This is a genomic window from Enterobacter quasiroggenkampii (assembly GCF_043972695.1).
Taxonomy (GTDB): domain Bacteria; phylum Pseudomonadota; class Gammaproteobacteria; order Enterobacterales; family Enterobacteriaceae; genus Enterobacter; species Enterobacter quasiroggenkampii.
On record NZ_CP143745.1, the window covers coordinates 964,027 to 983,616 of the forward strand.

Annotated in this window: 20 protein-coding genes; 3 read left to right on the top strand and 17 right to left on the bottom strand. The window is 57.9% G+C overall.

Going from position 1 to position 19,590, the window contains the following annotated elements; translation table 11 throughout:
- Nucleotides 1–9: 9 nt before the first annotated feature.
- The 15 genes from phnO to V1572_RS04645 all read right to left on the bottom strand — a co-directional run bounded on the left by phnO (nucleotide 10) and on the right by V1572_RS04645 (nucleotide 11,130).
- A complete protein-coding gene (gene phnO / locus V1572_RS04575; RefSeq protein ID WP_045909193.1) occupies nucleotides 10–444 on the bottom strand; it encodes an aminoalkylphosphonate N-acetyltransferase in 435 nt (144 codons plus the stop codon).
- A complete protein-coding gene (phnN, locus tag V1572_RS04580) occupies nucleotides 437–988 on the bottom strand; it encodes a ribose 1,5-bisphosphokinase (protein ID WP_086374964.1) in 552 nt (183 codons plus the stop codon). Before phnN ends, phnO begins: the two co-directional genes overlap by 8 nt.
- The gene (gene phnM / locus V1572_RS04585) at nucleotides 985–2,121 is read right to left on the bottom strand and encodes an alpha-D-ribose 1-methylphosphonate 5-triphosphate diphosphatase (protein WP_048226481.1); all 1,137 of its coding nucleotides are present in this window, start codon (nucleotides 2,119–2,121) and stop codon (nucleotides 985–987) included. The genes phnN and phnM overlap by 4 nt, the downstream gene beginning before the upstream one ends.
- A complete protein-coding gene (gene phnL, locus V1572_RS04590; protein ID WP_048226483.1) occupies nucleotides 2,118–2,798 on the bottom strand; it encodes a phosphonate C-P lyase system protein PhnL in 681 nt (226 codons plus the stop codon). The genes phnM and phnL overlap by 4 nt, the downstream gene beginning before the upstream one ends.
- A gap of 157 nt (nucleotides 2,799–2,955) precedes the next feature.
- A complete protein-coding gene (gene phnK / locus V1572_RS04595) occupies nucleotides 2,956–3,711 on the bottom strand; it encodes a phosphonate C-P lyase system protein PhnK (RefSeq protein ID WP_111967834.1) in 756 nt (251 codons plus the stop codon).
- Entirely contained in the window at nucleotides 3,708–4,553 is an 846-nt protein-coding gene (locus V1572_RS04600) for an alpha-D-ribose 1-methylphosphonate 5-phosphate C-P-lyase PhnJ (protein ID WP_032650644.1), read from the bottom strand. The genes phnK and V1572_RS04600 overlap by 4 nt, the downstream gene beginning before the upstream one ends.
- The gene (locus V1572_RS04605; RefSeq protein ID WP_395299735.1) at nucleotides 4,546–5,610 is read right to left on the bottom strand and encodes a carbon-phosphorus lyase complex subunit PhnI; all 1,065 of its coding nucleotides are present in this window, start codon (nucleotides 5,608–5,610) and stop codon (nucleotides 4,546–4,548) included. The genes V1572_RS04600 and V1572_RS04605 overlap by 8 nt, the downstream gene beginning before the upstream one ends.
- Complete coding sequence (phnH, locus tag V1572_RS04610) at nucleotides 5,610–6,194, bottom strand: phosphonate C-P lyase system protein PhnH (protein WP_262805839.1); 585 nt, start codon at nucleotides 6,192–6,194, stop codon at nucleotides 5,610–5,612. Before phnH ends, V1572_RS04605 begins: the two co-directional genes overlap by 1 nt.
- Nucleotides 6,191–6,643, bottom strand: a complete 453-nt coding sequence (phnG, locus tag V1572_RS04615; protein ID WP_045909201.1) for a phosphonate C-P lyase system protein PhnG — start codon at nucleotides 6,641–6,643, stop codon at nucleotides 6,191–6,193. Before phnG ends, phnH begins: the two co-directional genes overlap by 4 nt.
- On the bottom strand, nucleotides 6,644–7,369 hold the full coding sequence (phnF, locus tag V1572_RS04620) for a phosphonate metabolism transcriptional regulator PhnF (RefSeq protein WP_023326523.1): 726 nt from the start codon (nucleotides 7,367–7,369) through the stop codon (nucleotides 6,644–6,646).
- A 20-nt stretch (nucleotides 7,370–7,389) separates the two neighbouring features.
- Nucleotides 7,390–8,169: a phosphonate ABC transporter, permease protein PhnE gene (gene phnE / locus V1572_RS04625; protein WP_045909202.1), complete on the bottom strand. Its 780-nt coding sequence runs from the start codon at nucleotides 8,167–8,169 to the stop codon at nucleotides 7,390–7,392.
- Between the two features lie 102 nt (nucleotides 8,170–8,271).
- On the bottom strand, nucleotides 8,272–9,288 hold the full coding sequence (gene phnD, locus V1572_RS04630) for a phosphonate ABC transporter substrate-binding protein (RefSeq protein ID WP_024906756.1): 1,017 nt from the start codon (nucleotides 9,286–9,288) through the stop codon (nucleotides 8,272–8,274).
- Nucleotides 9,289–9,312: 24 nt separating this feature from the next.
- On the bottom strand, nucleotides 9,313–10,101 hold the full coding sequence (phnC, locus tag V1572_RS04635; protein ID WP_023618659.1) for a phosphonate ABC transporter ATP-binding protein: 789 nt from the start codon (nucleotides 10,099–10,101) through the stop codon (nucleotides 9,313–9,315).
- Between the two features lie 172 nt (nucleotides 10,102–10,273).
- A complete protein-coding gene (gene yjdN / locus V1572_RS04640) occupies nucleotides 10,274–10,714 on the bottom strand; it encodes a VOC family metalloprotein YjdN (RefSeq protein WP_252077969.1) in 441 nt (146 codons plus the stop codon).
- An 80-nt stretch (nucleotides 10,715–10,794) separates the two neighbouring features.
- On the bottom strand, nucleotides 10,795–11,130 hold the full coding sequence (locus tag V1572_RS04645) for a zinc ribbon domain-containing protein YjdM (RefSeq protein WP_008500067.1): 336 nt from the start codon (nucleotides 11,128–11,130) through the stop codon (nucleotides 10,795–10,797).
- Between the two features lie 594 nt (nucleotides 11,131–11,724).
- Between V1572_RS04645 and crfC the strand changes: the two genes are divergently transcribed.
- Both crfC and V1572_RS04655 read left to right on the top strand, forming a co-directional pair.
- Nucleotides 11,725–14,070 carry a clamp-binding protein CrfC gene (crfC, locus tag V1572_RS04650; RefSeq protein WP_063622844.1) on the top strand — a complete coding sequence of 782 codons (2,346 nt, stop codon included), beginning with the start codon at nucleotides 11,725–11,727 and terminating at the stop codon, nucleotides 14,068–14,070.
- Nucleotides 14,067–14,942, top strand: a complete 876-nt coding sequence (locus tag V1572_RS04655) for a diguanylate cyclase regulator RdcB family protein (protein WP_045909207.1) — start codon at nucleotides 14,067–14,069, stop codon at nucleotides 14,940–14,942. Before crfC ends, V1572_RS04655 begins: the two co-directional genes overlap by 4 nt.
- Nucleotides 14,943–15,006: 64 nt before the next feature.
- Here the strand turns inward: V1572_RS04655 and kdgT are convergent, their stop codons facing one another.
- Nucleotides 15,007–15,999 carry a 2-keto-3-deoxygluconate transporter gene (kdgT, locus tag V1572_RS04660; protein ID WP_045909208.1) on the bottom strand — a complete coding sequence of 331 codons (993 nt, stop codon included), beginning with the start codon at nucleotides 15,997–15,999 and terminating at the stop codon, nucleotides 15,007–15,009.
- A gap of 650 nt (nucleotides 16,000–16,649) precedes the next feature.
- Here kdgT and proP point away from each other — a divergent pair.
- Nucleotides 16,650–18,152, top strand: a complete 1,503-nt coding sequence (gene proP, locus V1572_RS04665) for a glycine betaine/L-proline transporter ProP (RefSeq protein ID WP_024906762.1) — start codon at nucleotides 16,650–16,652, stop codon at nucleotides 18,150–18,152.
- Nucleotides 18,153–18,185: 33 nt separating this feature from the next.
- Here proP and V1572_RS04670 read toward each other — a convergent pair whose 3' ends face one another.
- The gene (locus tag V1572_RS04670) at nucleotides 18,186–19,139 is read right to left on the bottom strand and encodes a nickel/cobalt transporter (RefSeq protein ID WP_262823648.1); all 954 of its coding nucleotides are present in this window, start codon (nucleotides 19,137–19,139) and stop codon (nucleotides 18,186–18,188) included.
- Nucleotides 19,140–19,590 lie beyond the last annotated feature (451 nt).

The following is a 19,590-nucleotide window of genomic DNA, read 5'->3' on the forward strand; positions in this document are numbered from 1 at the left end:
AGCGCACCTCTACAGCGGTTTGGTGAATCGGAAATGGCTCTGCGTATATCCTTCACGAACGTAAAAACGATGGGCGTCCACGCGCTTCACGCTGGTGGAGAGTTCGGTCAGCTCCGCGCCGGCCTCTCGTGCTACCCCTTCCGCCCAGGCCAGCAGTTGGCTGCCCACCTTTAATCCGCGCGCCTGCGGCATCACCACCAGCTCCTGGATCTCGCCGATCCAGCGCGCGTGATGGAGATGAAACTGCAGGTGCAGGCCGATCATGCCGATCACCTGCCCGTCCAGTTCGGCAAGCTGATAGCGCATATTGCGATCCTGCAAATTGGCAAGATAGCCCGCGTGAAACGCCTGGCGATCGAACTCGGCCTGCTTTAACTCGCAGATTAACGCGTAAACGATTTGCGCATCGTCGGCGGTGGCGGGACGAAGCGTGCAGTCAGGCATGCTGTTTCTCCTTCTGACGGATAAGCGATAAAAAGATCTCGACTGACTGTAGCAAACTTCCGTCGTTATTGAGGACGTGGCAGTCGGACGGGGTATAGCGGGCCGCACGCTCCAGCCGCTGGTCGATCTCACGGGCGGATTCACGCCCCCGGCTCTGCAACCGGCTGCGCAGGACGTCCGGTGAAACCTGCAGGCAGACCGGCAGCAGGGCCGCTCCATAGCGGGCGCGCGCTTGCGAAAGATGCGCCCGTGAACCGTTGACCAGCACGTCGAACCCCGCATGCAGCCACAGATCGGTCTCGATACCGATCCCGTAGTAATAGCCGTTGGCGTGCCAGCTCAGCGCCAGCAGATTTTGCCCGGCACGGGTGAAAAACTCCTGCTCGCTCAGGGCGATATGGTTTTCACTCCCCGCATTCGCCGCCCGGGTAATGTACCGGTGCGCTACCAGCAGTTGCGGATGCTCCTGCTGCCGTAAGGCGGACAGCAGGCTGTCCTTACCGGAGCCGGACGGCCCCATTAACCAGATAAGTCTTCCCATCAGAACACCCTCTTTCCCTGACGCCAGACGTGGTCGATATGGATGTGCTCGCCCTTGCGGTGGGCCAGCACCAGATCCGCCCGCTTGCCTTCGGCTATCTCGCCGCGATCCTGCAGGTTAAGCGCCGAGGCCGGGTTTTTCGTCACCAGACGAATCGCCTGCGGCAGCGTAAAGCGGTTGCCCTCGTCGTCGGCCACCCGGAACGCCGCGTCGAGCAGGCTGGCGGGGTAATAGTCGGACGAGAGGATATCCAGCAGGCCAAGGGAAGCGAGCTTGCTTGCCGCGACGTTGCCGGAGTGTGAGCCGCCGCGCACGATGTTCGGTGCGCCCATCAGCACGTTCATGCCGTGCTTGCGGGAGGCTTCAGCCGCCTCGAACGTGGTGGGAAATTCGGCGATCACGCTGCCAAGCTGATGGGATTCGACCACGTGATCGTGTGTGGCGTCGTCATGGCTGGCCAGCGCGATATTACGGTCCCGGCACATCGCCGCAATCCTGAGACGGTTAGGCTGGGACCACTGTGCCGCAAGCGCCAGCTGCTCTTCTTCGTAACGGGCCATCTCCGCATCGCTGAGAGAATATTTGCCCTGATAGTATTCGCGATACTTTTCAATGTTGGCGAACTGACGCTGCCCCGGCGAGTGGTCCATCAGGGAGACCAACGAGACCGGCTCGCGGCCGACCAGCTTTTCAAACAGCGGCAGGGTGGTGTGGTGCGGCAGCTCGCAGCGCAGGTGCAGGCGGTGCTCGGCGCGGTTGAGGCCGCGTTTTTGCGTCTCCTCCACGGCGTTGATCATCTTCTCCAGGTTCTCCAGACGGTCGCCGCCGTCGCGCACGTCACCGATGGCCACCGCGTCCAGTACGGTGGTGATGCCGCTGGCGACCATCAGCGCGTCGTGGCTGCTCATCGCTGAATGCGCGGGCCAGTCCACCTTCGGCCGTGGCGTGAAGAACTTGTCCAGATTATCGGTATGCAGTTCGATCAGCCCCGGCAGCAGCCAGCCGCCGTCGCCGTCCATCGCTTCGGGTGAGCGGCTCTGGGTTTCGGCAAACGCGCGGATTGTTCCGTCCTGGATCTCAATCGAGCCGCCAACCACCTCATTGTCCAGTACCAGCTTGACGTTATTGATAATCATGCGGGAGTCCCCATTGGGTGCAGCCGGTCCGCGACGCGGGTGCGAACGCTCTCGTCGTGGAAGATCCCGACGATCGCCGCCCCGCGCGCTTTGGCCTGTTCGATCAGTTCCACCACGGCGGCGCTGTTTTTGCTGTCGAGCGAGGCGGTGGGTTCATCCAGAAGTAAAATCGGGTAGTCGACGATAAAGCCGCGGGCGATATTGACGCGCTGCTGCTCGCCGCCGGAAAAGGTCGACGGGGCAAGGTGCCAGAGGCGCTCGGGCACATTGAGGCGCGTCAGCAGGCTGGCGGCTTTGGCGGCGCAGGTTTCGCGCGGCACGCCGAGATCCAGCAGCGGCTGCATCACCACGTCGAGGGCGGAGATCCGCGGGATCACCCGCAGAAACTGGCTCACCCAGCCGATCGTGGTGCGGCGCACGTCCAGCACCTTCCGCGCGGGGGCCTGTACCAGGTCGACCCATTCATCGCCGTGGCGAATATGAATATGGCCTTCGTCGGGCAAATAGTTGGCGTAGAGGGAGCGCAGCAGGGTCGATTTTCCGCTGCCGGAGTGGCCGTGCAGCACCACGCATTCGCCGCGATTAACCTCCAGAGAGGCATTTTGCAGCACCGGCAGACGTACGCCGTTTTGCTGGTGGAGCACAAAGGTTTTACTTACGTTTTGTACGTGGATCATGTTGGCCTCGCGATTTGTTTTGCCGGGTGGCGGCTTCGCCTTACCCGGCCTACAAGATGCGGTGTTCGTGTTGCCGGGTGGCGGCTACGCCTTACCCGGCCTACAGGTGCGCTATTCGTAGGCCGGGTAAGCGCAGCGCCACCCGGCAGCAGCAACCTCAGTTCTGCAACACGGACGACACCAGCAGCTGGGTGTAGGGATGGTGGGGATCGTCGAGCACACGGTCGGTTAACCCACTTTCCACCACTCGACCCTGCTTCATCACCAGCAGGCGGTCCGCCAGCAGGCGCGCAACGCCCAGATCGTGGGTGACAATCACCACTGCCAGGTTCAGCTCTACCACCAGGCCGCGCAGCAGGTCGAGCAGGCGCGCCTGCACCGAGACGTCCAGCCCGCCGGTGGGTTCATCCATAAACACCAGCTTCGGGTGCGTGACCAGGTTGCGGGCGATCTGCAGGCGCTGCTGCATACCGCCGGAAAAGGTGGTGGGCAGGTCGTCGATGCGCGACGCGGGAATTTCCACTTCTTCCAGCCAGCGCTGCGCCGTAGCGCGGATATTGCCGTAGTGGCGCGCGCCGGTGGCCATCAGGCGTTCGCCGATGTTGCCCCCCGCAGAGACCTGACGGCGCAGGCCGTCCATCGGGTGCTGGTGCACCACGCCCCACTCGGTGCGCAGCAGGCGGCGGCGTTCGGCCTCGCTCATGCCGTAGAGGGAGGCGCCCTCATACAAAATGTCGCCGTTCTGCGGCGTCAGGCGCGCGGAGATGGACTTCAGCAGGGTGGTTTTGCCTGAGCCGGACTCGCCGACAATCCCCAGCACTTCGCCCGGCCACAGCTCGAACGACACGTCGCTAAAGCCTTTGCCCGGCGCATACAGGTGGGTCAGGTTGTTAACCGAAAGCAGCGGTTTCATTGGCCGTTCGCCTCGCTCTGTTGGCGGCAAAAATCGGTGTCGGAGCAGACAAACATCCGTTTGCCCGTGTCATCCAGCACTACTTCATCCAGATAGCTGTGTTTGGATCCGCAGATGGCGCACGGCTCGTCCCACTCCTGCACCGTAAACGGGTGATCGTCGAAATCCAGGCTTTCGACACGCGTGTAGGGCGGGACGGCGTAGATGCGTTTTTCACGTCCGGCACCGAACAGCTGCAGGGCGGGCATCATGTCCATCTTCGGGTTGTCAAATTTCGGGATCGGCGACGGGTCCATGACGTAGCGCCCGTTGACCTTCACCGGGTAGGCGTAGGTGGTGGCGATATGGCCGAAGCGGGCGATATCCTCATACAGCTTCACCTGCATGACCCCGTACTCTTCCAGGGCGTGCATGGTGCGGGTTTCGGTTTCGCGCGGCTCGATAAAGCGCAGCGGCTCCGGGATCGGCACCTGGAAAATCAGAATCTGATCTTCAGCGAGCGGGGTTTCCGGAATGCGGTGGCGGGTCTGGATCAGCGTCGCGTCTTCGGTTTTTTCCGTGGTCGCGACGCCCGTTACCCGCTGAAAGAAGTTGCGGATCGACACGGCGTTGGTGGTGTCGTCCGCGCCCTGGTCGATGACCTTCAGCACGTCCGCCTCGCCGATCACGCTGGCGGTGATCTGAATACCGCCCGTGCCCCAGCCGTAGGGCATCGGCATTTCGCGGCCGCCGAACGGCACCTGATAGCCCGGGATCGCCACCGCTTTAAGTATCGCTCGGCGGATCATGCGTTTGGTTTGCTCATCCAGATAGGCAAAGTTGTAGCCGCTTAAGTTAGCCATGTTTGCGCTCCCGTTGCAGGCGTTTCAGCAGTTCCAGTTCGGCCTGGAAATCGACGTAGTGCGGCAGCTTGAGGTGCGAGACGAAGCCCGCGGCCTCGACGTTATCCGCGTGGGCCAGGACGAACTCTTCGTCCTGTGCCGGGCCCGCGTTGTGTTCGCCGTAGTCCGGCGCCTGCAGGGCGCGGTCGACCAGCGCCATGGCCATCGCCTTGCGCTCGCCAAGGCCAAACACCAGCCCGTAGCCGCGGGTAAAGTGCGGGTCTTCATTTTCGGGGGCAACAAAACCGTTCACCATTTCGCATTCTGTCATCAGCAGTTCGCCGACGTTCACCGCAAATCCCAGCTCTTCCGGCACGATTTCAACGTCGATGTAGCCGCTGCGAATTTCGGCGGCAAACGGATGGTTACGCCCGTAGCCTCGCTGGGTGGAGTAGGCCAGCGCCAGCAGATAGCCTTCGTCGCCGCGCATCAGCTGCTGCAGGCGGGACGAGCGTGAACACGGGTAGACCGGCGGCGTGCGGGTGATGTCATCCGGCTGCGCGCCGGAGTCCTCCTCCGCCTTCGCCAGGCCCTGTTTCGCCAGCAGGCTGAAGACGTGCGGGGACGGTTCCTGTTCGGCGTCAGAGGTGCTGAGCGGCGACGTCTCGCCGTTAGCCAGCAGGGTAAAATCCAGCAGGCGATGGGTGTAGTCACTGGTAGGGCCAAGCAGCTGGCCGCCGGGGATGTCTTTATAAACGGCAGAAATGCGGCGCTCCAGGCGCATCTCCGCCGTATTCACCGGCTCGCTGACCGCCAGTTTCGCCAGCGTGGTGCGGTAGGCGCGCAGCAGGAAGATCGCTTCCACGTTATCACCGCTGGCCTGCTTCAGGGCCAGAGCCGCCAGTTCTCGGTCGGCGATGCCGCCCTCGGTCATTACCCGGTCTACGGCGAGGTTTAGCTGCTGCTCGATTTGGGCGACGCTCAGCTCGGGGAGCTGTTCATCGCCCCGTCGTCTGTGCGCCTGCAGCGCATGGGCGGCGGCGATGGCCTTCTCGCCCCCTTTGACGGCAACGTACATCAGCACACCTCCACGTGGGTGGTCCGCGGGATGGCCAGCAGGCGCTCGCCGCAGGTCAGGATCAGGTCAATGCCCAGCGGGAACGGGTGCGGGCGCTCGGTCAGCTCGTGAATGATGCACTCCGGCAGCTGCGGCGCGACCATGCGTTCTTCGGCGATGCCTGCGCCGGTCAGGCGCAGCATGCGGCCGCCGCTCAGGCTGGCGACCTGCAAAATCAGCGTGGCGCTGGTTTCCGGGGCGACGGCGGTGCCTTCGCTCAGGGCATTCAGCTGTTCATGGCTGATTTGTTCGTCGGCCACGGCAAAGATCGCCTGCCGGGGCTGATCGACCAGCGGAGCGCCGGTGTGAAAACGCAGGTTCTGGCTGGCGATGTCGTTCGACAGGGCGCCCGAAAGCCATACCGGGGTATCGTTGTCGGCCAGGGTCAGCAGTACGCTGGTGGTGGCCAGATTCAGCGGCAGCCAGCCCTGGGAGAGCTGGTGCAGCGAGACAATCACGCCCGGCTCGCTCATGGCCTTCAGCAGGCGACGAAAACTGTGTTGGGCATCCTGGACGGCCAGGGTAAAAGCAGGTTGAAGCGTCATGCGTTGTCTCCGCGAACGAGCGTAAAGAAGTCGACCCGGCTGGTATTCACTTCGGCCTGACGCGCGGCAAGACGTGCGGCGCGGTCGGCCTCCAGCGGGGAAATAAGGGTTTCCATCAGCGTCTGGAAATGCGGTGGTTCCTGTAAAAGCGCGTCGATGACCGCGCAGCGCTCGGCGTGGGCTTTATCACGCCCCAGCACGTAGCTGTAGCCCAGCGTGCCGCTGTGCAGGCGGATCGCTGCGCGGGTGAGGGTGGCATCCCCGGCGAAAAAGCGCTCGCCGGTGCCGCCCATGCGCGCCTGGATCTGCACGAGGCCGATCTCCGGCGCGCGGAGGATGTCGTACCCGGGAGCCAGGCTAAGGGCGTTCATGCGGGCAGACAGCGCAGCAGGCTGGCTGTGGGCCAGCACGCGCATCCAGCGCTGTCGGGTGGCGGTGTCGAAGTGCATTCAGTGCTCCATGGTGAATTCGATCATGTCGGCGCGGGTCAGGCTGACGGAATATTCCGTCGCGTCGATCTCGCCGTCACGGTGGTTGAGGGTGCGCACGCAGAGCAGCGGGGCCATATTGGGGATTTCGAGCACTTTGCTCTCTTTCGCCTGCGCGCGGCGGGCGCTGATACGCGTCTGGGTGCGTTTCAGCGCAATGCCTGTCGCATTCTGGAGAAAATCATGTAGCGAACCGCTGGAGAAATTCTGCAGCACTGGCCAGAGGGTGAGATCCGCGAAGTAGTGGTCTATCTGGCACACCGCGACGCCGTTGACCCGGCGCAGGGTGCGCAGGTGGATGACGTTGTCGCCCTCCTGAATACCCAGCGCGTCCGCCACGTGGCTGGAGGCCGGGCGTAAGACAGAGAGCAGCTTTTCGCTGGTCGGGTGGCTGCCCTGATCCAGCAGGTTCTGGCTAAAGCGCGCCTGGGCGTTAAGCGGGTAGTCGAACGGGCGCATCAGCACCAGCACGCCCACGCCCTGACGGCGCTGGACCCAGCCGCGCTCGACCAGCTGGTCAATGGCACGGCGCAGGGTGTGTCGGTTCACTTCATAGCGGTCGGCAAGCTGCTGCTCGGCAGGAAGGTAGTCTCCGCAGCGGTAGTGCGTGCGCAGCTCCACTTCGAGCTTCGCCGCAATCTCTTGCCAGCGGGTAGGGTAACTGGTCGGATGTCTGGATAAGTGCATAGAAAACAAAGCCTCGCTTCTCAGATGAAGTGCTTACGCAAACGTTGAGAGAGGAAATCCAGCAGGCTGACGGTGATGATGATAAGCACCATCAGGGCACAGGTTTGCTGGAACTGGAAACCGCGAATCGCTTCCCACAGGGTGACGCCAATCCCGCCTGCGCCGACCATGCCGACGACGGTGGCGGAGCGGACGTTGGACTCAAAGCGGTACAGGGAGTAGGAGATCAGCAGCGGCATCACCTGTGGCAGAACGCCGTAGAGGATCTCTTCGATTTTGTTGGCGCCGGTCGCGCGAATGCCTTCCACCGGACCGGGCTCAATGGCTTCGACCGCCTCGGAGAGCAGCTTGGAGAGCACACCGGTGGTGTGGATGAACAGCGCCATGACGCCCGCAAACGGACCCAGGCCGACGGCGACCACGAACAGCATCGCAAAGACCATTTCGTTGATCGCTCGACAGGCGTCCATCAGGCGGCGCATGGGCTGGTATACCCACCACGGCACGATGTTTTCGGCGCTCATCAGGCCAAACGGAACAGAGAGAATAACGGCCAGCGCGGTGCCCCAGACGGCGATTTGCAGGGTGACCGCCATTTCGCTGAGGTAGTCCTGCCACTGGCTGAAGTCCGGCGGGAAGAAGTCGGCGGCGAAGGTCGCCATGTTGCCCGCGTCTTTGAAGAGCAGCAGCGGATCCATTTCCGCGCCCTTCCAGGAGATAACCAGCACCGCCAGCAGGATGGCCCAGCTTATAAGCGAGAACCAGCTGCGCTTTGGCGGTGGGAGGGTGATGGTTTGCATGTATTACTCCGCAGGTCTTTGTGTGCCGGATGGCGCTACGCTTATCCGGCCTACGATCCAAAATGTAGGCCCGGTAAGCGCAGCGCCACCGGGCGAAAAGCGTTACTGCACCGCTTTATTCACGCTGGTCATCGCGCCGAGCGCGGCGGTCAGGCGGTCGAGGTCTTCAAGCTGGGCCTGAATCGCGGCCACTTTGCTGGTCTTCTCCTCGTCCTTCAGGCCTTTGTTGTCCTTCACGCCCTGCATCTCTTTAAACAGCGCCAGCTGGCGAATCGGGACCAGCTGCAGGTCGCTTGACGGGCGGAACGGCGCCCAGCCCAGACGTTCGAGGACCGCTTTCTCTTCCGGCGTTTTGCCATAGGTCATAAAGAAGTCGTACACCTTGTCCTTGGTGCTTTCGGACAGGTTTTTACGCCACACGATCGGGTCGCCGGGGATCAGCGGGGATTTCCAGATAACCTTGATCTCTTTCAGCTTGTCCGGTGCGGAGGTCTTCAGCTTGTCGAGGTTCTCGGTGTTGTTGGTGGCAACATCCACCTGCTTGTTGGCCACGGCCAGAGCGTTGGTTTCATGGCTGGCGTTTACCGTGCGTTTGAAGTCGCTGGCAGAGGCGTTGTTTTTGGCGAAGACGTAGTAGCCAGGGACCAGGTAGCCGGAGGTAGAGTTCGGATCGCCGTTGCCGAAGGTCAGCTCTTTGCGTTTGGCGAGCATGTCATTGAGGTTGTTGATCGGGCTGTCTTTGTTGACGATCAGCACGCTCCAGTAGCCCGGGGAGCCATCTGCCGCGACGGTCTGGGCAAAGACCTGGCCGTTCGCGCGGTCCACCGCTTCCATGGCGGAGAGGTTGCCGTACCAGGCGATGTCCACTTTGTTAAAGCGCATCCCCTGGATGATGCCTGCATAGTCCGGGGCGAAGAAGGCGTTCACTTTGATCCCCAGTTTGGTTTCCATATCTTTCAGGAACGGTTCCCACTGAGGTTTCAGGTTTTGCTGTGATTCCGTCGAAATAATGCCGAAATTCAGCGCTTTTTCCTGCTCTTGTGCATACGCCGGGCTTAACAGGGTGCTGAGGCTGAACATGCTGGTAAAGGCCAGCGCGGCAACGGCTTTGTAGCTCATGTACTTTCCTCGGATCGGGTTTAATTAAGCAGCCTGCGCGTTCTCTTCGACGCGGTTAATGCTGCGGTAGAGATGGTCAAAACGTTCGTTATCAAACTGATGGCTCGCGCCATCAAAGAACACGTGTCCCTGACGCAGGGCGACGATGCGTTCGCAATAGCGCAGGGCGTAATCCACCTGATGCAGCGTGACCACCACGGTAATGCCGTCGTTCTGGTTAATGTCGCGCAGGGTTTCCATCACGATGCGGGCGGACTCCGGGTCCAGCGAGGCAATGGGTTCGTCAGCGAGAATGATTTGCGCTTTTTGCATCAGCGCGCGCGCAATCGCCACGCGCTGTTGTTGTCCACCGGACAGGGTGGAGACGCGCTGGTGGGCGAAGTGCGCCATGCCGACGCGAGTCAGCGCCTGTAAGGCTTCTTGCTTCTGGGAAGGGGTGAACCAGCGCAAACAGGTGCGCCAGAACGGGGTGCTGCCGAGCGCGCCAATCAGCACGTTCTCCAGCACCGTCAGGCGGTTTACCAGGTTGAACTGCTGGAAGATGTAGCCCGTCTGGGCACGGCTCTTGCGGATATCGCTCGCCAGACGCCCCGCGCGCTGCACGGTATTACCCAGCAGCTCGACGTGGCTTTCCGGCGTTTTATCGCCGGTGATAAGCCCGCTCAAATGGCGCAGAAGGGTGGATTTACCCGAGCCGGAAGGCCCGAGAAGCGCCACCATGTCGCCCTGCCGGACGGTCAGATCAACGGCATGCAGAGCCTTGTTGTGATTGAAGGTCTTGCTCAGTTTCTCGACGCGGATGACAGTTTGCATGTGCTGGGCCTCACGATAAATGTGGCCTCATGCTGGCGCATCAATGTGACATTTGGGTTAAGTGCAGGTTGCGGGAGTTTGAAGAGTTGAGCGGAGTTTGATGACAATCACCGTAGGTCCGGTCAGCGCAGCGCCACCGGCGCTATGGGCGGATGCGCTGCGCGTGTCCTGCCTACGACGTTTGTTGCTTGACGACGTTAATCATCCACGGCACGCCGTATTTGTCGGTGACTTTACCGAAACCGTGCGCCCAGAAGGTCTCCTGCCAGGCCATTTCGATATTCCCGCCATCGGCAAGGTTGTCGAACCAGCGCTTGCCTTCATTGACGTCCTGGGTGTCGAGCACCAGCGTAAAGCCCGCGTACTGCGTGTTACTGCCGGGCGGCATCCCGTCGCTCATCATGATATCGCTGCCCGCAATGCGGACGTTGGAGTGGGCGATAGCCGAATCCGGAAATTGCATACCGGACGGACAGCCTTCATCGCTGTTATCGCTTTTTGGCATTTCGCCGAAGGTAATTTTATAGAGAAGCTCTGCGCCGACGGCGTGCTGGTAGAAGGCGGTGGCCTCAGCGCAGTTGCCGGCGAAAGAGATGTAGGGACTTAACGGCATAATCTTTACCTCACGTAAGAAAAGCCCATTAAGTGTAGTTCCCGAAAGCCCGGCAAGCGAAGCGCCACCGGGCGGGTAAATCAGTTCTTTTTCACGAACTCAGATTTCAGTTTCATCGGACCGAAGCCGTCAATTTTGCAGTCGATATTATGATCGCCTTCAACCAGACGGATATTCTTCACTTTGGTGCCGATTTTCAGCATGGAAGAACTGCCTTTCACCTTCAGGTCCTTAACGACGGTAACGCTGTCACCGTCCGCCAGCAGATTGCCGTTCGCATCTTTCACGATGAGCGCATCAGCATCCTGAGCCGGCTCGGCATCATTCCATTCATGAGCGCATTCCGGGCAGATGAACATGCCATTATCTTCATAGGTGTATTCAGAATTGCATTTTGGGCAGTGTGGAAGTGACATATCGGTATCCTCAAAAGTGTAAACGCGCTGGAAAGTGCCAGCAAAATGACGGCAGGGTGCCGAAAAAGGCGGCAAGTATAGCGCAAATCCACACCGTTGTCGGTGATATTGTGAATTAAAAAAGGCAAAAAGCGTATCGGGAGTGACACGTTCTGTCAGTCAGTTAAGCGATGCTTATGCCCATTAACACGGTGGGAAGAAATGACGATAAATATATCGAATATTTTATTGCAGCAAATTGCTACGCTCTGCCATTTCGGATAAGGTGAAGCGACACATTGTTATTTATCGCCGGACTTCACTGCCCTACATATCTTATGGCAGTGGCGCATTACCTCTCTTTTTAGGTGGATAAATAATGATGATATATCCTGAAGTTTCTTAAAAATGGGCTACGCTTTTTTCTTTTGGCTAACGGGCCAGGAGAGAAGCTATACACGCCATGCAAGGATAGTGAATTATTTCTGATTATCTTCAATCAGTTATATTTCGGCGAACATGTTTTCCACACGTGATCATATAAGCCTGAACGACATAATTAAAACAAGTGGCTTAATAAAAGTAATAAATTTGCGTTAAGGAAAGGCTTTTATCATGCACACACAGACCATTTTTGAATTAAGCCAGGAAGCGGAGCGTTTGTTACAGCTTGCCCTGCAAAATCTTGATACGTTGAAATCAATGCCGACTGCAATGCTGGAGAGCACTGCGGCTGCTATTACTGGCGAAACGAACAACGTTTTACCTTTGCATTTTAGCGCGCGCGGCGTCGACGCGCAGCAGGCGATGCTGAATAATGAATTACGGAAAATAACCCGGCTGGAAATGGTCCTGGCCATTGTGGGCACCATGAAAGCGGGGAAATCGACCACCATTAATGCGATTGTGGGTACCGAAGTGCTGCCGAACCGCAATCGTCCGATGACGGCGCTGCCGACGCTGATCCGCCACACGCCGGGTCAGAAGGAGCCGGTGCTGCATTTCTCTCATGCCTCCCCGATTGATGAATTGATCCAACTGCTTCAGAAACAGTTATGCGATTACGATCGCGGGAAGCTGGCCCAGCGTCTGGAAATTGATAAAGACATGAATACGCTGCTGGAGCGCATTGAAAAAGGGGAAGCGTTTGAGAAGCATCATCTGGGGGCGCAGCCGATATTTCATTGTCTGAAAAGCCTCAATGACCTGGTGAGACTTTCCCAGGCGCTGGGCGTGGCGTTTCCGTTCTCGGAATATGCGGCTATCGAACATATCCCGGTCATTGAAGTGGAGTTCGTGCATCTTGCGGGCCTGGATGCCCACCTCGGGCAGTTGACGCTGCTCGACACACCCGGGCCGAACGAGGCCGGACAGCCGCATCTGCAAAAAATGCTCAGCGAGCAACTCTCTCGCGCATCGGCGGTGCTGGCCGTGATGGATTATACCCAGCTTAAATCCATCTCTGATGAAGAAGTCCGCCAGGCCATTTCCGCGGCGGGAAAATCGGTGCCGCTGTATGCGCTGGTGAATAAATTCGATCAGAAAGATCGCAATAGCGACGATGAAGAACAAATCCGGGCGATGATCTCCGGCACCTTAATGAAAGGCAATATTTCGCCTGGGCAGATTTATCCCGTTTCGTCCATGTGGGCGTATCTGGCGAACCGCGCGCGCTACGAGTTGAGTACGCACGGGCAACTGCCGGATCATCAGGAGCAACCCTGGGTGCAGGATTTTGCCGAAGCGGCACTCGGACGTCGCTGGCGTACGGCGGACCTGGACGATATCGACCATATCCGACATTCTGCCGATTTGCTCTGGGAAGATTCGCTCTTCGAGCAACCGATACGCAAACTGATTTACGCAGCCTATGCCAATGCCTCGCTATACGCGCTGCGTTCAGCCTCGCATAAGCTGCTCAACTACGCGCAAAATGCCCGCGAGTATCTCGATTTCCGCTATCAGGGGCTGACGGTGGCCTTTGAGGCGCTGGAGTTGAATATCGCACGTCTGGAAGAGGACATGGCGCTTTTGCAGACGCGTCAGTGCGTGGTGAGCGATGAGGTGAAACACGAGGTTGAGGAAGCGCTGAGCGCTACCGCGGACTTTATCGGGTCCCAAAAAACCGCGCTACACCATGAGATTGACCTGGTGTTCAGCACGCACCCGATTCTTGATTTGCCAGGCACCGACCGGCAGAACCTTCGCGGTGAGGTGCTGAAGCAGCTGGTTCTGGACGATGAAGGGCAGGCGCAGATTGCGCTGAGTAAATTACGCGCCTCCTGCGAGCAGGTGATGCTGGATGCCCAGACGAAGATCGGCCGGGAGCTGGCGTTACGCTTCGATCAGCTGGAGTCCACGCTGGCACGCTCCCTGAACGAAGCCATGCGACCCATCGAAACGCGTATTAAAGAGCATCTGAGCCATGCGGGTTTTCGGGCGCGGATCAGCTTCCCGGCGTTTCAGGCAAGCCAGCTTAACTTCAATACGCGGGCGCTGTTCAACGATGCGATTGCGCAGGACGACAGCCAGACCGTCCCTCCCTCCGGCGGGAGCAGCATGCGTGAAACGGTCTCTCGTTGGCTCAATAATCCGGGCTGGGGCTGGGACGAGTATGTGGAAACGCGCACGCGGTATGTTATCGACATTGCGCAGCTACATGACAAATTTAAGCAACATATTGATCAGTTTTGTGAACAAATACGTAAAGCTTTGTCCGCGCAGGTCGATGTCTCTGTTACGGCAGGAATGGCGACGTTCTTTGCAGAATTTTCGTTGTGCCTGACCGGGTTACAGGAAAGCTTGCGTGATAGCCTCGCAGTGCGTCAGCAAAATGAGCACTCAACCCGAGCGCTCTGCCAGTTGTTGAAGCAAAGCATCACTACTGCGACGTGGATACAGGAAGATACCCGACTGTTACGCGATGATATTCAAACCCTATTCGCGGCAGAGCAACCATGACAACACCACTACTGGACGGCCCCGGGCGAACGCTGGAGTGTATTAATCCAAAATTTATGGTCGATCTGGTGCAGGGGGGAGACGCAGCGCGTCATCCTCGCCTGGGACCACAGCAGCTGCAGTTTCGTGAGCGTTTGACGCAGGAAATCATGACGCATACCCGGCTACGCCCCTGGGCGATGGCGGGGATGCTCAATGAAAATGCGGGGCTGCGCCTGGGGCTGGCGGAAAAACTGGCCAGCATGCTTGATCCGGGTCATCTCGCGCTGACGCTGATGGCAGAGAAGCTGATAGCGCTGCGTCAGCAGACTCACCCGCGCACCCTGCAGTCCCCCGGACTGACACAGCAGTACGCCGATCTCGTGTCTCATTTTACCCAACGCGCAGCCTATAAGGAAAAGGCGCTGACCCAGCGCGGCCTGACGGTGCAGGCGGGTGAGCACAGCGAGCAAATTTTTACCCGCTGGCGGGCCGGGCATTATGATGGCTGGTCGCTGGCCGGGCGCTGTTTTATCGTCCTGGAGGAGCTGCGCTGGGGGGCATTTGGCGACGCATGCCGTCTCGCAAACGAAGATGTGGCGGCAATGCTTAAGGATAACCTGCGCAGCATGGCGGCTAACTATCTGGCGCAGGGCATCAATGCCTCCCCCACGACCCGCCATTTTTATCACCAGTGGCTGACAACGCCGGCTTCGCCGGGATTGATCGATCATAAAGACATGCTGGGCTGGCTGGGGGACTGGTGTCAGGCGGATAAGCATCCGGTGAGCTGGTCAGTGACGCAAAACTGGCAGACCGTCGCGCTGGGAATGCCGAGGCTCTGTTCGGCAAAACGGCTGGTGGACGGGATGGTGGAAGAGATTTTTGGGTGAATCCCTTCTTCCCCTCACCTTGATCCTCTCCCCGGGGGGAGAGGGAATGGTTTGGTGCGGCGCGTTAATGATTCATTTCAATTGGTTTCGGTTCAGGCTGGGTCTCTTGCATATTCCCGTAGCGTTTCGCATACAGCGCCGTGACGATCGGCACCAGAATCGCGGTGACAATCACGCTGGCCGCAACCAGCGCCGTCGCGGAAGCGGCCACCGGTTCGAAGGCCGGGTTAATCTGGGCAATAATCACCGGGTTGGCGACGGCAGCGCCTGCGGCTGAAGAGGCGGCGACGCCCGCTGTGCCGTTTCCTCCGCCGATCGCGCGGTCGGCAATGATTAGCGGGATACCGGTAATGATAATTACGGCGACACCCAGCACAATACCCAGCAGGCCGGTATCAAGGATAACCTTCAGATTGATGGTGTTCCCCAGCGCGAAGCCGAAGAACGGGATCAGCACCGGCGTGGCTTTGCTGAAGAAATCACGCAGATCGTGATCGAGATTGCCAAGGGCAAAGCCGATCAGGAAGGGCAGGATCGCGCCGACAAAGTGGTGGGGTTCAAAAGAGGCCAGGCCAGCAGACCCCAGGATCAGCATCGTCATCAGCGGGCCAGACTCCAGAGACATCAACACAAATGCGCCGGACTCTTCTTTTGTCCCGTACTGATTCATCAGGCTGGCGTACAATCCGCCGTTAGTCATATCCATCGCTGAGACAATCGCCAGGACCGATAATCCCGCGAAGAACCCGGTCTGAATTCCAGTCTCCGGGATGAACATCGCGCATATCATCGCTACTGCCCAGGCTACCGCTATTTTGGTTATTACCAGCGTACCGGATTTCCGTAATACGGTACCCGTCGCCCGTAAATTAATGGATGCACCGATACAAAAAAACCAGACGGCAAGAATCGGAACCGTGCCCGTTATCATGCCTTTTGTGAAACCGCCAAAATAAGCCCCGGTATCAGGGGCAAGGGTATTCAGGATGGCGCCCAGTACCAGCGGAACCAGCATCATACCGCCGGGTATGCGTTCTATCGTGGCTTTAATCTTCATAGACAATCCTCACATCTGACCCCGCCTGACGGGCGATCGGTGCTAAAATTTAGTCAATAAATTCAATTGATTGGCGTTTGTGCTTGAGGGGCATTTCTCGATAACCCTGCAAGGAAAATAAATGAGTGCTCTCGATTGACCTCATTGGAAAACACATGAAACGTTGTATTCGGATTTATCATGCGATCAATGGAATATTGATTCAATGAAAATAAAACATCGTTTTAGTTATCTTTGTCACATATTCAATGTAAAAACATCGATGGCTTCCTGATGATGAAAATTTATGTAAATTGGATGTGAGAAAACGTGGTTTGTTTTTTTGTTGAGAAAGAACTCATGATGTGTGTGAAGGGGCTCTAAAGGCGGGGATGAGAAAGTGCTTATTTGCACTCATTGACAAATCCGGGAACGAGTTGACCTGACGCTGAAATATGTGTGAAGTTGATCACAAATATAAACGCTGGTAGGGTACAAAGGTCATTAACTGCCCAGGCAGGCGTCAACAGGTTCGGTTGTATCGACGTAAAACGTCAATGTAAGTAAACCTGCTACGCTTGAATAAGGCGATTCGCATGGAGCGGATCCCATGGTTCACAGAACGTAAACTGGACTGTGAAACAGACAGGGCCGAGTCAACGAGGATAGCTATGCTGAGAAGGAAAAAGATTAAACCCATCACGCTTCGCGACGTCACCATTATTGATGACGCAAAACTGCGTAAAGCGATTACCGCAGCCTCGCTCGGTAATGCGATGGAATGGTTCGATTTTGGTGTCTACGGCTTTGTGGCCTATGCGTTAGGTAAAGTGTTTTTCCCCGGGGCCGATCCCAGCCTGCAGATGATTGCCGCACTGGGTACGTTCTCCGTCCCCTTCCTGATTCGCCCGCTGGGTGGTCTGTTCTTCGGTATGCTCGGTGATAAATATGGTCGTCAGAAGATCCTGGCTATCACCATCGTCATTATGTCGATCAGTACATTCTGTATCGGTCTTATCCCTTCTTACGCCACCATCGGCATTTGGGCACCGATTCTGCTGCTGATCTGTAAGATGGCGCAGGGCTTCTCCGTGGGCGGTGAATATACCGGCGCCTCGATCTTTGTTGCCGAGTATTCCCCCGACCGTAAGCGCGGCTTTATGGGAAGCTGGCTGGACTTCGGCTCCATTGCCGGGTTCGTTCTGGGCGCGGGCGTGGTGGTGCTGATTTCAACCGTAGTGGGGGAAGCGAACTTCCTCGACTGGGGCTGGCGTATCCCGTTCTTCCTGGCACTGCCGCTGGGGATCATTGGTCTCTACCTGCGTCATGCGCTTGAAGAGACGCCTGCGTTCCAGCAGCACGTCGATAAGCTGGAACAGGGTGACCGTGAAGGGCTGCAGGATGGTCCGAAGGTATCGTTCAAAGAGATTGCCACTAAGCACTGGCGCAGCCTGCTGACCTGTATTGGTCTGGTGATTTCGACCAACGTGACCTACTACATGCTGCTGACCTACATGCCGAGCTATCTGTCGCATAACCTGCACTACTCGGAAGATCACGGTGTGCTGATTATTATCGCCATCATGGTCGGTATGCTGTTTGTGCAGCCGATTATGGGCCTGTTGAGTGACCGTTTTGGCCGTCGACCGTTCATTATTCTGGGAAGCGTTGCGCTGTTTGCGCTGGCAATCCCGGCATTTATTCTGATTAACAGCGATGTGCTGGGGCTGATTTTTGCCGGTCTGCTGATGCTGGCGGTGATCCTTAACTGCTTTATCGGGGTGATGGCCTCAACGCTGCCCGCGATGTTCCCGACCCACATTCGCTACAGCGCGCTGGCCGCGGCCTTTAACATCTCGGTACTGATTGCCGGTCTGACCCCGACGCTTGCCGCCTCGCTGGTGGAGAGCACGCAGAACCTGATGATGCCGGCTTATTACCTGATGGTGATCGCGGTGATTGGTTTGATTACCGGTATTACCATGAAGGAGACGGCGAATCGTCCTCTGAAAGGCGCCACGCCTGCGGCATCGGATATTCAGGAGGCGAAAGAGATCCTGCGTGAGCACTACGATAATGTAGAGCAGAAGATTGAGGATATTGACGCCGAGATTGAAGAGCTGCAGAAAAAACGCTCCCGACTGGTGGATCAGCATCCACGCATCAACGAGTAATAAAGAAACCCGCCAACGGCGGGTTTTCTTTTATTAGCATCCGGCGGCGATGTAGTCGCCATTGGCACTGATGGGGATCACCGTCAGGAACAGCACCGTCGCGAACAGGATCAGGACTATCCCTCCGGCTATTTTGACTGCCGGCACCAGCCAGCTTAATGAGGCGCTTTCTCCGAACCAGGTCACCGTACGTTCGCGGGCGTACCGTACAGCCAGGGAAAGCCCCACAATAGAGAGCGCGGTTCCCAAAGACATGGTCATGACTGCGGCCACTCCCCAGGTAACAATACCCAGCGCGTTCGAGAACATCAGAATCATGATCGCCCCGCTGCACGGACGTGCCCCAATTGCCAGAATCACGCCCAGACGGGTTTTCCAGTCGCCCTGCGTCAGGTCTGTGCCTACGCCGTGATGGCCGCAGCCACAGTGTTCGTCGTGCTGATGAAGCGGCTTAATGGCAGAGACAGACATCCTGCGCGGGCGCAGACTCCTCAGCGCCTGGTAAATGACAAATGCGCCGAATGCGCCAATAAGCACTGCGCTGATCTTCTCCACGTACCAGCGGCTGGTACTGATATCCCCTGAAGCGAGGTTGAACCCTACCGCCAGAATAAAGACAAACAGAATGGCGCTGACGCCCTGCATCAGGCTACCCAGGAAGGGGACGACCCGGGCGGCCAGCTCGCTTTCCTTATTGGTGGTCAGATAGGTCGTCACAATGAATTTTCCGTGCCCGGGTCCGATGGCGTGAAGGACACCATAAAGGAAAGCCCCCGTTAACAGCCATAACCCACCGCTGTACTGGTGGTTATTCAGCTGCAGCAGGTACATCACCAGATAACGGTGCAGGGTAATTTGCGTGGCAAGACACCACTGGATAAAGGCGTTCCAGTGCGTATGCAGGGTAAAACCGGCAAAGAGAATTGCCAGCAGCATCAACCCAGCGGTAGGGAGACGCCAGTCACGGGTGAGGCGTTGTGTGGTCATGAAGCGGCCTGCACAGAGGAGAGTATTTGCCGCTAGTATAGTTGATCTTCCCGCTCAATTCGTGGGATCGCGTCCGGATCCGTGCATGATTGTGGATAACTATGTGCATAAAAGGGTATAAGGCGGGGTTTTGCTGGGGAATGCAGCAGTCAGTCATTTTTTTGCAACTTTTCGGTTGCGGTCGTTCGGGAACTCCCTATAATGCGCCTCCATCGACACGGCGGATGTGAATCACTTCACACAACAAGCGGTTCGGTTGAAGAGAAAAAATCCTGAAATAACGGGTTGACTCTGAAAGAGGAAAGCGTAATATACGCCACCTCGCAACGGTGAGCGAAAGCCGCGTTGCACTGCTCTTTAACAATTTATCAGACAATCTGTGTGGGCACTCAAAGTGACATGGATTCTTAATGTCTTCGGACAATAAATGAATACCAAGTCTCTGAGTGAA